General features: G+C 73.1%; 11 protein-coding genes. 4 read left to right on the top strand and 7 right to left on the bottom strand.

Going from position 1 to position 12,681, the window contains the following annotated elements:
- Positions 1–8: 8 nt before the first annotated feature.
- Complete coding sequence (locus CO540_RS20155) at positions 9–1,016, bottom strand: EamA family transporter (RefSeq protein ID WP_099163224.1); 1,008 nt, start codon at positions 1,014–1,016, stop codon at positions 9–11.
- 85 nt (positions 1,017–1,101) lie between these two features.
- Between CO540_RS20155 and CO540_RS20150 the strand changes: the two genes are divergently transcribed.
- The gene (locus CO540_RS20150) at positions 1,102–1,911 is read left to right on the top strand and encodes a flagellar basal body protein FliL (RefSeq protein ID WP_099163223.1); all 810 of its coding nucleotides are present in this window, start codon (positions 1,102–1,104) and stop codon (positions 1,909–1,911) included.
- A 131-nt stretch (positions 1,912–2,042) separates the two neighbouring features.
- On the top strand, positions 2,043–3,281 hold the full coding sequence (locus CO540_RS20145) for an ATP-binding protein (protein ID WP_099163222.1): 1,239 nt from the start codon (positions 2,043–2,045) through the stop codon (positions 3,279–3,281).
- A 7-nt stretch (positions 3,282–3,288) separates the two neighbouring features.
- Here CO540_RS20145 and CO540_RS20140 read toward each other — a convergent pair whose 3' ends face one another.
- Positions 3,289–3,834 (bottom strand): GNAT family N-acetyltransferase, encoded by a 546-nt coding sequence (locus CO540_RS20140; RefSeq protein ID WP_099164862.1) that lies wholly within the window; start codon positions 3,832–3,834, stop codon positions 3,289–3,291.
- 135 nt (positions 3,835–3,969) lie between these two features.
- Between CO540_RS20140 and CO540_RS20135 the strand changes: the two genes are divergently transcribed.
- A complete protein-coding gene (locus CO540_RS20135; protein WP_091567828.1) occupies positions 3,970–4,515 on the top strand; it encodes a DoxX family protein in 546 nt (181 codons plus the stop codon).
- A gap of 204 nt (positions 4,516–4,719) precedes the next feature.
- Positions 4,720–6,156, top strand: a complete 1,437-nt coding sequence (locus CO540_RS20130; protein ID WP_099163221.1) for a glycosyltransferase 87 family protein — start codon at positions 4,720–4,722, stop codon at positions 6,154–6,156.
- A 10-nt stretch (positions 6,157–6,166) separates the two neighbouring features.
- Here CO540_RS20130 and CO540_RS20125 read toward each other — a convergent pair whose 3' ends face one another.
- The 5 genes from CO540_RS20125 to CO540_RS20105 form a co-directional block, all read right to left on the bottom strand.
- Positions 6,167–6,580, bottom strand: coding sequence for a molybdenum cofactor biosynthesis protein MoaE (locus tag CO540_RS20125; protein WP_098747581.1), 414 nt, complete (start codon positions 6,578–6,580; stop codon positions 6,167–6,169).
- Between the two features lie 14 nt (positions 6,581–6,594).
- Complete coding sequence (locus tag CO540_RS20120; protein ID WP_099163220.1) at positions 6,595–7,851, bottom strand: molybdopterin molybdotransferase MoeA; 1,257 nt, start codon at positions 7,849–7,851, stop codon at positions 6,595–6,597.
- Between the two features lie 37 nt (positions 7,852–7,888).
- Positions 7,889–8,359 carry a molybdenum cofactor biosynthesis protein B gene (locus tag CO540_RS20115; protein ID WP_099164861.1) on the bottom strand — a complete coding sequence of 157 codons (471 nt, stop codon included), beginning with the start codon at positions 8,357–8,359 and terminating at the stop codon, positions 7,889–7,891.
- Positions 8,356–8,847 (bottom strand): cyclic pyranopterin monophosphate synthase MoaC, encoded by a 492-nt coding sequence (moaC, locus tag CO540_RS20110; protein WP_098747552.1) that lies wholly within the window; start codon positions 8,845–8,847, stop codon positions 8,356–8,358. Before moaC ends, CO540_RS20115 begins: the two co-directional genes overlap by 4 nt.
- A 258-nt stretch (positions 8,848–9,105) precedes the next feature.
- Entirely contained in the window at positions 9,106–12,168 is a 3,063-nt protein-coding gene (locus CO540_RS20105) for a tetratricopeptide repeat protein (RefSeq protein ID WP_253866093.1), read from the bottom strand.
- Positions 12,169–12,681 lie beyond the last annotated feature (513 nt).

Raw genomic sequence — 12,681 nt, 5'->3', positions numbered from 1 at the left:
CCGGGACGCTACCGCTCCGCCGTCTCCCGGGCCGTCCCGTCCACGGCAGCCGGCGCGGTCCGGCGCGGACGCTCGGTGCTCACCACCACCGCCACGCCGGTCACGATGACCGCGCCGCCGAGCAGCACCTGCGCGGTGACCGGCTCGGCGACGAGCAGCGCGCCGAGCGCCACCGCGACCGCCGGGTTCACGTAGGCGTACGTGGACACCAGGGAGAGCGGCGCGTGCGCGAGCAGCCAGACGTACGCGGTGAAGGCGACCAGCGAGCCGGCCACCATCAGGTAGACCAGCGCCACCCAGGACCGCGTGGTCACCTCGGCGGGGGAGAAGTCGGCCAGCTCCCCGCGTGCGGCCGCGACCACCGCGAGCGCCACCGCTCCGGCCACCATCTCGTAGACGGTGGCCACGAACGGGTCGGCGGGCATCCGGATCCGTCCGGACAGGAACGAGCCGACGGACCAGCTGACCGCGCCGGCCACCACGATCAGCGCGCCGACCAGCGGCACCCCGTCCACGCCGTCGCGGGGCAGGACCAGCAGGACCAGCCCGACGAAGCCGAGCGCCACGCCGGCGAACGTCCAGGCCCGGGGCCGGTCCCCGCCGGCCGTACGCAGCACCACCACCAGCAGCGGGACGGTGGCCACCAGCAGCGCGGCGACACCGGAGGGCACGGCGCCGCCTGGCGGGCCGGACTCGGCGAGCACCACCAGCCCGTTGCCGCCGGCCAGCAGCAGCACACCGACCAGCGCGGCCGAGCCGAGGCGTCGGGCCGGCACGCGGAGCGCACCGGGCCCGCGGCGCAGGCGCAGCACCAGCGCGAGCACCACGGCGGCCGCGGCGAACCGCATCGCCGCCGAGGTGAGCGGCGGCAGGGACTCGACCGCGACCCGGATGCCCAGGTAGGTCGAACCCCAGAGCAGGTAGACCAGGGCGAGGGCGGTCCAGATCAGGGCGGGGCGGGCCGACCGCGCGGGGCCGTCGGCGGCGGTCGTCGCACTCTCGGGGCGTGAGCTCATCGGTGGACCACGCTACGGTGACCACGGCGTCGGCGTCCCGTGTTGGTGGCCGGCCTCTCAGCACTGGCGTACGCAGGAGGCGTTCATGTCGAACTTCGGACCACCGGGCGGCGGCTCACCCGAGCCGTGGGGGGGACGGCGGCCCGACGACGGGTACGCCCCGCAGCCGGCCGACCCGCACTACGGCCCGGCGCCCGGCGGTCCGCAGTACGGGCCGCCGCAGCAGTACGGCGCTCCCACCGAGCAGTACGGCGTCCCGCCCCAGCAGTACGGGCCCCCCACCCAGCAGTACGAGCCGGCCGCGCCGGGGTGGGCGCCCGGTCCGCCGCAGTACCAGGGATACCCCGCCGACCCGGGCTACGGCGGGCAGCCGCCCTACGCCGGCGGGCAGCCCCCGTACGCCGGCGGCGAGCCGCCCTACGCCGAGCCCACGCCCCCGAAGCGGGGCAAGGGTCCGCTGCTGGTGGTGGTGATCGTGCTGGCGGTGCTGCTGCTGGGCGGCGCCGGCGCCTGGTGGCTGCTCGGCCGGGACGAGCAGAGCCCGACGGCCGGGACGACGGCGGCCACCGCGCCGGCCGCGGACCCGACGGCGGCGGCGCCGAGCGATCCGGCTGAGGCGACGCCGACCGCACCGGCCCCGGCCTCGTCGACCGATCCGCGCTTCGTCAAGGCGGGCCAGTGCGTCGCCAACGAGGGCGGGGGCGGCCAGCCCAAGCTGGTGATCGCCGACTGTGCGCCGAAGACCTACCAGGTGCTGCGCCGGATCGACGGCGCGACCAGCGGCAAGAAGGACGCCGAGGCGAAGTGCGGCAAGGTGACCGGCTACACCGACTGGTACTTCTTCGACAGCGAGCTGGACACGCTCGACTTCGTCCTCTGCCTGAAGCGGCGGTGAGCCGGTAGGCAAAACTAGGGCTGTCTAGCGTGGACGCTAGACAGCCCTAGTTTTACGTCGAGGCCGACACGCGGTAGCCACCTCTACGCACGTCTAGCCTGGCCGCTAGACGACCCGATACTGTGCGATTCGTGGATCCGGTCCGCAACCCGTACGCGCCGGGCGCCGGCCAGCGCCCGCCCGAACTCGCCGGGCGGGGGCGGGAGCTGGACGTCTTCGACGTGGTCCTGGAACGGATCGCCCGCGGCCGGCCGGAACGCAGCCTGATGCTCACCGGGCTGCGCGGAGTCGGCAAGACGGTCCTGCTCAACACGCTGCGCTCGGAGGCGATCAGCCACCTCTGGGGCACCGGCAAGATCGAGGCCCGACCGGACCAGTCGCTGCGCCGGCCGATCGCCGCCGCACTGCACATGGCGGTCCGCGAGCTGGCCCCCCGGCACCGGGCGCCCGACCGGATCGACGCCTTCCTGGGCGTGCTCAAGGCGTTCGCGCAACGGTCCACGCCGCCGAGCGGACGGGGTGGCGCGGCGCCGAAGCTGCGCGACCGCTGGCAGCCCGGCATCGACGTGCCGGCCAGCAGCGGCCGGGCCGACTCCGGCGACATCGAGATCGACCTGGTCGAGCTGCTCAGCGACGCGGCGGCGGTCGCCACCGACGTGGGCACCGGCATCGCCGTGTTCATCGACGAGATGCAGGACGTCGGCGCCGAGGACGTCTCGGCGCTCTGCGCCGCCTGCCACGAGCTGTCCCAGCTCGGCGCGCCGCTGATCGTGGTGGGTGCCGGGCTGCCGCACCTGCCGGCCGTGCTCAGCGCCGCCAAGTCGTACTCCGAACGGCTCTACCGCTACCAGCGCATCGACCGACTCGACCGGATCGCCGCCGACCAGGCGCTCTGCGCGCCGGCCGAGCGGGAGGAGGTCGAGTACGAGCAGAAGGCGCTCGACCTGCTCTACGAGAAGTCCGGCGGCTATCCCTACTTCGTCCAGGCGTACGGGAAAGCCACCTGGGACCACGCGCCGCGCTCACCGATCACCGCGGCGGACGTGCGGGTCGCCGCGCCCGAGGCGGAGGCGGAGCTGGCGGTGGGGTTCTTCGGCTCCCGGTTCGAGCGGGCCACGCCGGCCGAGCGCGAGTACATGCGGGCGATGGCCACGCTGGCGCTGGTGGACGGCGAGGAGGGCGGCCGGGACGACATGGACGCCGCGGTGCCCACCGCGGAGATCGCCCGGGCGCTCGGCCGCAAGCCGGCCAGCCTCTCCCCGGCCCGGGACGCGCTGATCAAGAAGGGCCTGATCTATTCCGGCGAGCGGGGAACCGTCGCGTTCACCGTCCCGCACTTCGGCCGTTACCTGCGCACCCAGCCCGCCTGAGCGACGCTCACACCCGCGACCAGGGCGGCGGGAAGACCACCTCGCCGGCCGGGGGCGGCGGCTCCTCGCCGGTGGACGGCGGCAGCACCAGCGCCTGCCACGGCTCCCCCAGCCCGGACCACGGGCTGGTCAACCCCAGCCGCTCCGCCGGGCCGAACCCGAACCGCCGGTAGTACGCCGGGTCGCCCAGCACCACCACGAGCCGCTCGCCCAGCTCGGTGGCGGCCTCGAGCGCCGCCTGCACCACCGCCGTGCCGTGCCCGACGCGTTGCCGGTGCGGGGCCACCGCCACCGGTCCGAGCGCCAACGCGGGCCAGGTGCCGCCGTCGGTGCGTACGCCGACGCGGGTGAGCAGCGCGAAGCCCACCACCTCGCCGCCGTATTCGGCGACCATGGCCAGCTCCGGGATCCACGCCGGGCCGTGTCGCAGCTCCTCGACCAGGCCGACCTCGGGCGGGGTGGCCACATCCGGCCGGGCGAAGGCGGCGGCGAGCACCCGGGCCACCGGTGCCTCGTCCGCCGGGTCCTCCGGGCGCAGTCGCAGCGTCGTCACCCGCGCGACCTTACCGAACACGGCCGGTCCATCCGCGACGGTCGCTGAAATCGGCGTGGCCCGGACGTCCACGTCGGCCGATACCTTTCGTGTGTTGCGGGGGTGACGACGCCCGCGACGGGGTATGACTGAGCCATGAAGCCCGTGCGCTCCCTCGCCCGAGTCATGTTGAGCGGCATCTTCGTGGTCAGCGGCGCCCGCAACCTGCGCAACCCGGAACGGTTGGTCCCCGCCTCCGAACCGGTCACCGACAAGATCGCCCCGCTGATCCAGAACCTGCACCCGCGCATCCCGACCGACACCGCGACGCTCATCCGGGCCAACGCCGCCACCCAGCTGGTCGGCGGCCTGATGCTGGCCACCGGCCGGTTCAGTCGCCCGGCCGCGCTGGTCCTCGCCGCCACGCTGGTGCCGACCACCGCCGCCGGCCATCCCTTCTGGAACAACGACGACCCCGCCGCGCGCAACAACAACCAGATCCACTTCCTGAAGAACCTCGGACTGCTCGGTGGGCTCCTCCTCGCCGCCGCGGACACCGAGGGCAGGCCGGGGCTACGCTGGCGCGCCGGCCACCGGATCGACCACTCGCGCCGGTCGGTCAAGCGCGCGGTCCGCACCGCACGCCGGGAGGCGAAGATCGCCGTACGCTCCGCGGCGACCGCCCGTCGCATGCCCGGCTGACCTGCACCCGTACGGCCACCACCCCCCGCAAGGCCACCAATCACCTGAACCGCCCGACACCCGTTAACGCGGTGGAAATGTCGCGAAGACGTGTGGGATCGGACACGGTCGTGTAACGCGGGAGGCAGCGACGTGAGGCACCGTTCTAGGCTCCGTTCTGGACCTGGACGGGCACGACGACCTTGGTACGGGGGTGGCCACGCCATGCCGACGACAGTCGGTAGACGGACGGACCGCCTCGCCCCGGCCTCCCGTGTCCCGCGCGGTGTCGACCGTCGGATCGTCGTCCGCGTCGGCGTCGTGGCCGCCGTGTCGTACGCCGCCTGGATCGCCGTCGGCGCGTTCGGCCGTCCCTACAACTTCTTCGACATGAAGATCTACCACGGTGCGGTGCTGTGGTGGGCGGGCGGCAACGAGCTGTACGACTTCGTCGCTCCCTCGACCACCCTCGGCTTCACCTACCCGCCCTTCGCCGCCCTGGTCATGTTGCCGATGTCCTGGCTGCCGGTCGACGGGGCCGGGTTCGTCAACGCGCTGGCCAGCATCGCCGCGCTCGCCGTGGTGCTGGCCGCGTTGCTACGTCCCATCGTGGACCGGCTCGGCTGGCCGCTGTGGTTCACCGTCGCCGTCGCCACCCCGGTCGCGCTGGCCATCGAGCCGTCCCGGGAGACCCTCGGTTACGGCCAGGTCAACCTGCTGCTCTTCGCGCTGATCATGGCGGACCTGGTCGGGCTGCGGTGGCGGGCCAAGCGGGGCACCCACCACGAGACCGCCGACTCGCCGCTGGCCCGGTTCGTCTACAGCGGCGCCTGGGCCGGGGTCGGCATCGGGCTCGCCACCGCCGTGAAGCTCACCCCGGCGCTGTTCGTCTTCTACCTGATGCTCACCCGGCAGTGGCGGGCCGCGATGATCGCGACCGGCACCGCCGTCGGGGTGACGCTCGGGACGTTCGGCGTGCTCGGTGCGGAGTCCCGCGCCTACTTCACCAGCGTGCTGTGGCAGACCGAACGGGTCGGCGCGGCGGACATGACCGCCAACCAGTCCCTCGCCGGCCTGCTGGCGCGCCTCTACGACTCGATCGAGACGCCCGGGCTGCTCTGGCTCGCCTTCTCGGTGCTGGTGCTGGCGCTGGGCCTGTCCCGGGCGCTCAGCGCGCGCGCCGACGGCGACGAACTGACCGCGTTCACGCTGGTCGGGCTCACCGCCAACGTGATCAGCCCGATCTCCTGGTCGCACCACCTGGTCTGGGTCATCCCGGCGATCATCGTGCTGGCCGACGCCGCGGTACGCCGCCGTGACGCCAGCCGCCGCCTGCCGCCGCGCGGCAACGGCATGCTCTCGGCCAACGGCGTGCCCACGCTGCGCCCGCCGATCTGGTACCCGACATTGACCGGGCTCCGGCACGGCGTCGGCGCGCTCGGGCTCTATCTGCTCTTCCTGATCTCGCCGATCTGGCCGTACGAGCACCAGCTCCCCGAGGTGTCCCACTACCAGGACGGCCTGTTCGGCGCGTTGATGGAGAACTCCCTGGCCATCGCGCTGATCGTGCTGGTCGCGGCGCTGCCGTGGCGCCCCGGCGCGGAGCCGGCGTTCTATCCCGAGCGGCTGGCCCGCACCGCCCCGCTCGCCGCCCGGCGCTGAGCCACCCCGCTCAGGGGCAGTTCACCCACTCCTCGGTGCCGTCGTCGAAGACCTGCCGCTTCCAGATGGGCAGCCGTGCCTTGACCTCGTCGACCAGGCGGGCGCAGGCATCGAACGCCGCCGCCCGGTGCGCCGTGCTGACCGCCGCCACCAGGGCGACGTCACCGATCTCCAGGGGCCCGATCCGGTGCGAGACAGCCACCGCGTAGACCGCCGGGTCGGCGGCGATCTCCGCCGCGACCTCGCGCAGCACCGCCTCGGCGCTGGGGTGACCCTCGTATTCCAGCCGGGTGACCGCACGCCCGTGGTCGTGGTCGCGGACCACGCCCTGGAAGGACACCACCGCACCGGCCCGGCGGTCGCCGACCGCCGCCTCGTGCGCGGCCAGATCGAGCGGCCGGTCGGTGACCGCCCCGAGCACCATCCCCACCGGATCGATCACGACCGCTCCCCGGGCATCAGCGGCAGCGGGACGAGCGGCACCCGGTCGCCGGCCGCGCCGCTCGTGCCGGGCCGGATCACCGCGAAGCCGTCCGCGCCGGCCAGACCCCGCAGCATCGCCGAGCCGACGTGCCGCACCGGGTGCGCGGTGCCGGCGACCCGGTCCCAGCGAGCCAGCGCCAGGTGGGTGTGGTCGCCCCGGCCGGGCACCGGCTCGGCCAGGGTGACCTGCGGAAGCACCGGCATCGGCCGGCCGGTGAGGCCGGCGAGCAGGGGTGCGACGAGCGAGACGAGAGCCACCACCGCGGACTGCGGGTTGCCGGGCAGGCCGGCCACGAAACGCACCCGGCCGTCGCCGTCCACCAACCGGGCGAGCAGCATCGGGAAGCCGGGGCGCACCGCCACGGTGTTGACGACGTAGTCGGCGCCGAGCGCCTCCAACGTCGGGTGCAGGTGGTCGACCGGGCCGTGCATGGTGCCGCCGGTGGTGCAGACCAGGTCGGCGTTTGCCAGCGCGCCGCGCAGCGCCGCCACGTGCGCGGGCAGCGTGTCGGCGACCGGGCCGACCACGTCGCCGCCGCGCACCTGGCAGCCGTAGCGGCGCAGCCAGCCCGGCACCGAGGGGCCGAGCGCGTCGCGGACCCGGCCGGCGCCCGGCGGGCCCGAGGTGAGCAGTTCGTCGCCGAAGACCAGCAGCGCCGCCCGGGGTGGGCGGCGGACCCGCAGCGTGTCGTACCCGCAGGAGGCGGCCAGGCCGATCACCGCCGGATCCACGGGCGTGCCGGCCGGCACCAACTCCTCGCCGAGGTGTGCCTCCTCGCCCGGCTCCCGCCACTCCGGCTGGGAGCGGGGTGTGCCGGCGACCCGACCGTCCGCCGTGCGGGTCGACTCCTCGATCCGCAGGATCGCAGTCGTGCCCGCCGGTACCATCGCGCCGGTGGCGATCTCCACGGTGCTGCCGTCCTCGTCCAGCGGGGACGCGGTCTGCCCGGCGAGCACCCGACCGGCCACCCGCCACGGCCCCGCCCCGCGCACCGCCCACCCGTCCACGCTGGAGGTGGGAAACGCCGGCAGGTCGGTACGCGTGGTCAGCGGCTCGGCCAGGGTGTGCCCGTCGGTGTCGGCCAGCGGCCGGGCGACCGCGGGCAGCGCGGCGGAGAGACCGACCGCGTACACCCGGGAGCGGGCCTCCTCCCACCCGGCCGGTGGCGGCGTGCCCACCTCGGCCCCGGTGGTCTCGGTTTCGGTGCTCATCCGGCGAGCCTAGCGCCGGCGCACGCGCGCCGCGGGTTCAGTGGTCGCCCCCGCGGAGCTGGTCGACCGCGTGCCGCAGGATCGGCCCGAGCACGGCCAGCCCGTCGCGGGCCCCGCCGCGCGAGCCGGGCAGGTTGACCACCAGCATGCGGCCGGCCACCCCGGCCAGGCCGCGGGACAGCGCGGCGGTCGGCACCGTGTCGCGGCTGTGCGCCCGGATCGCCTCGGCGATGCCCGGGATCTCGTAGTCGAGCAGTGAACGGGTCACGTCGGGGGTGCGGTCGGTCGGGGTGATGCCGGTGCCGCCGCTGGTCACCACCACGTCGACGCCCTCGTCGCGGGCCGCCCGCAGCGCGGCGCCGACCGGCTCCCCGTCCGGCACCACCACCGGCGCGTCGACCGTGCAGCCCAGCTCGCGCAGGCCGGCGACGAGCAGCGGACCGCTGGTGTCCTCGTAGACCCCGGCGGCGGCCCGGTTCGAGGCCACCACCACCCGGGCCCGGATCACGGCCGGTCCTCCGGTCGCACCCACTCGCCGGTCTTGCCGCCGGACTTGCGGAGCACCCGGACGGCGTCCACCGAGGCGGCCGGGTCGACGGCCTTGACCATGTCGACCAGGGCCAGCCCGGCCACGGCCACGGCGGTGAGCGCCTCCATCTCCACCCCGGTGCGGTCGGCCGTCCGCGCGGTGGCGGTGATCTCGACGGTGTCGGCGGTGAGGCGCAGGTCGACGGTGACGCCGTGCAGCGCGATCGGGTGGCAGAGCGGGATCAGGTCGGGCGTGCGCTTGGCCCCCATGATCCCGGCGAGCCGGCCGACCGCGAGCGCGTCGCCCTTGGGCAGGCCGTCGCGGCGCAGCAGCTCCACCACCTCGGCGGTGGTGCGGAGCCGGCCGGCGGCGACCGCGAGCCGGCCGGAGACCGGCTTGGCGGAGACGTCGACCATCCGGGCCGCGCCGGCCGGATCGACGTGGGTGAGCTGCGCGGGTTCGGTCACCGCTCGACCCTATCCGCCGGGTACGACGACGGGCGTCGCTCGGGGCGGTCGGCGCTGCTCGGGGCCGTCGGCGGGGAGGGACGTCGCGGCGGGTGCCGATGTCCGGACGACGCCCCTCCCTCACCTGCCCACCGTCGATCCGCTGGGGTGGATCGACGGTGGGGGCCTGGTCGGCCGGGTCCCGCTCGGGCGGGAACCCCCCGTTTGGCCGATGAGGGAACGCTAGACGGCACCGCGATAAGAAATCGATAAACCGGTTCAGGCGACTGGTGACGGCGGTTCGGCGAGACGCCGGCGGAGTTCGTGGCGCTCGGGCACGCCCATCCGGTCGAAGATCGCCAACGCCCGCTGCCGGTATCGACGCGCCTCCGCCGGCTGGTCGCCCTCCAGGTGCTCGGCCAGGCCGCACAACGCCCGACCCTGCTCGTACGGGTGCGCGATCCGGGTGGAGATGGTCAGCGCCTCCTGGAACATGGCCGCCGATTCCTTCCACCGCCCCGTCGCCCGGAGGGTGAGGGCCAACTCGTTGCGTGCCTCTGCCTGGACGTGACGCTCCCCCGACACGGTGGCGGCGTCGATCGCCGCCTCGTGGTGGCGCAGGGCGTCCTGGTAGCGACCGAGCTGCCGACACGTGCCGGCGAGGTCACTCAGGGTCTCGGCGCGGGCGAACCCGCTTCCGGTTCGGTCGCGGAGCGTCAACGAGGCACGAAGCAGGCGCTCCGCCTGGAGATGCTGACCCAGGCGGTACCGAACGCCGCCGAGGTGCCCCAGGGCGTTGGACATGTGGAAATGGTCGCGTCTGATCCGGGCGACATAGAGATGGAGCCGGTGCACGGCCATCGACTCGTCGTAGCGGCCCAGGTATCGAAGCGTGAGGCCGAGGTTGGGCAGAACGGGGATCGTGTCCGACACATTGCGCAACGCGCTGAGGTTGGCGTCGAGGGACTGCTGGAGCCGCCCGGTGAGCCAGTGCACAACTCCGAGGTTGACCCGGGCGCGCTGCGCGCCGTCGGCGTCCCCGAGTGCGGTACGGATGGACACGACCGCGTGCAGGTGGGCGGAGGCCTCGCGGTAGGAGCCGGTGCGGACGCAGGCGGAGGCCAGGTAGTTGTGCATCAACGCGATGGCGTGCTCGTCCCCCGATCGGCGCGCCGCCGTCAGCCCGATCTCGTGCGTGGCGGTGATGTCGTCGTAGTAACTGCGCGTGTAGGAGAAGCGCCAGCTCGCCCGGGCCAACCGCCACGCCATCGACTCGTGACCCTCCTGAGCGGCCTGCCGGACCAAGCCGTCCAGGTTCAGGCGCTGATCCTCCAGCCAGTTCAGATCACCGATGGCGCGCCCGTCGAGCAGATCGGGCCGAAGCGGGGCTTCGAGTCGTAGGTGCGCAGCGATCAGCTGTGGGTCCTCGATGAGCGCGGAGGCCCGGACCACCGAGTGCAGGACGTGGTCGAGCAGGCCCCATACGGCCTGCCTGCCCAATGTCGCCTGGTCCTCCCGGCGGGCGAGCTCGGTGGCATAGCGCCTCATCAGGTCGTGCAGGCGATAGCGCCCGGGGGTGGCTTCCTCCACCAGGTGGCGGTCGACAAGTTCGTCCAGCAGGTCGGCCGCCTGCGGCAGGCGCAGGTCCGTCAGAGCCGCCACCATGGCGCTGTCGAGGTGGTTCCCGGCGACCAGGCCGAACGACCGGAAGACGCGCCTCGCAGCCTCGCCGAGCGGCTCGTAGGACTCGGCGAAGGCTTCGGCCACGCTCCGCGCCTCGGCGCGCAGGCCGGGAAGGAACAACGGTCGCCGGCTCAACCTGTCCACCAGCTCCGACACCCGCCAGTCAGGCCGATGGGCCAACCGGGTCCCGGCCAGCCTGACGGCGAGCGGGAGGCAACCGCAGATGCTGACCAGTCGCCTCGCACCCTCCGGATCCGCTGCCAACCGTCGCCTACCGATCAGCGTGCCGAGCAGTTCGAGCGCCTCGGACTCGGTGAGCACCGCGAGAGACACCGGTGGTCGCTCGGTGAGGGCCAGCAGACGTCGCCGACTGGTGACGAGCACCGCCACGGAACCGTGGCTGGGCAGCAACGGCTCGACCTGTGCGCTGTCCGCTGCGTTGTCGAGCACCATCACGACGCGCCGCCCGGTCAGCTCCTGCCGCCAGGTCTCCAGCCGATCGGAGAACCGGGCCGGGATCCGACCGGCCGGTACACCCAGCTGGCGGAGCAGGATGTCCAACGCCGCAGCGGGTCGGATCCGGGTCTGCCGCGCGTGACCCCGCAGGTCGATGAAGAGCTGTCCGTCGGGAAAGGCGTCGGCCAGGTGAGCCGCCACGTGCAGGGCGAGGGTCGTCTTGCCACACCCCGCCATTCCGTCGATCATCCGCACCGTCGGGCCGGAGTCGTGGGCCTCGGCGAACTCACGCAGCAGCGCCTCGACAAGTGCCTCACGGCCGACGAGGTCCGAGACCGCCCGCGGTAGCCAGTTGGTCTGCGCCTGGCTCCTCTCCGCCGCGCGGGCGGCCTCCGGCGGACCACGTCGGGCGTCGGTCGCCGCAACCCGGAGGTGCTCCAACTCTTCGCCGGGTGGCAGTCCGAGCTGCTCGGTCAGGGCGTCCCGCGCCGCGTGGTACACGGTGAGAGCACCACTCGCGTCGCCGGTCTCGATGAGCGCCCGCATCAGAAGGACCTGCGCCCGCTCTCGCAGGCGTTGGCGTACGGCGTGCTCGCGCAGCAGCGGGACCGCAAGCTCCGCGCGGCCCAGGGCGAGGTATGCCTCCGCCAACAGTTCCAGCGCGGACTGGCGTTCCTGTTCCGAGGCCTCACGATGGGCGGTCAGCGCCGGACCCACGGCGAGTCCGGCCAACAGCGGAGCCGGACCGGGGTCGACCACGTCGCTCAACCCGGCGATCACCTGCGAGGGCTTTCCGGCGCGCATGAGTTCACGGGCGCGACGCCACCGGGCGCCGAACCGGTGAATGTCGATCAGCTCCTCGTCGGCAACGAGGCGGTAGCCGCCCGGTTCACGGACGATCCTCAGTCGGCCGCCCCCAGCGGAGTCGAGACCTCGACGAAGATTGGCGGCGTACGTCCGGACATTGGGAACTGCGGACCGGGGCGGATCGTCGGGCCACAACTCGTCCACCAAGTCGTGCAGAGTGACCAGTTGGTTGACCCGAACGGCGAGTAGCGCCAACACCAGCTGCTGCTTGGGTGTCCCGAGGGCGAGGTCGGCTCCGTCGAGCCGTACCGACAGGCCACCTAGCACTCGTATTTCCACGCCGCGTTTCCAGCCTTGTTCGGCACTCGTCCCAAACCGAACGCCAGGGTAATCCACTCGTCACTCGACCGTTGTCCCACGGCCCGTGGACGCACTCGGCACGACTCGTCGAACCGACAAGGGATCCGGCCAGAAGCACGGTTGTAATGTCTCCCCGCCCAGACGACGCTACAGAGGGCATGCGGTACCGCGCGATTTCGGATGGCACTGAGCGACAACGCGGGTACGCAAGGAGACGATCCGTTCCGCTCCGCATACAACTTGTGGACAGAACGTCATTTAAGCCGTGATAGTTCCTTATATTGCGCATAAGGACATTAATTCTTCCTTACCACTCACTCCTCCGCCTAGCCTGCTCTTCAACCGGCTGGGCACAGATACGCGCAGAAGCGATATCCGAGGAGGGTCGCGACAATGCGGCGCACCGATTGAGAGCGACGAACTCGGTCCGTGGCGATTCCGACCCGAAGCGATATCCGAGGAGGGGTGAACAATGCGCAGCACCGAATGGGGATGAGAGTTTCCCGGCCAGGAGCGACGCGGTAGGCTGCCGCTCATCGCGTACCGACG

Source organism: Micromonospora sp. WMMA2032, from assembly GCF_002688545.1.
Classification (GTDB): Bacteria; Actinomycetota; Actinomycetes; order Mycobacteriales; family Micromonosporaceae; genus Micromonospora; species Micromonospora sediminicola.
This window is presented reverse-complemented; position numbering and strand designations above follow the sequence as displayed.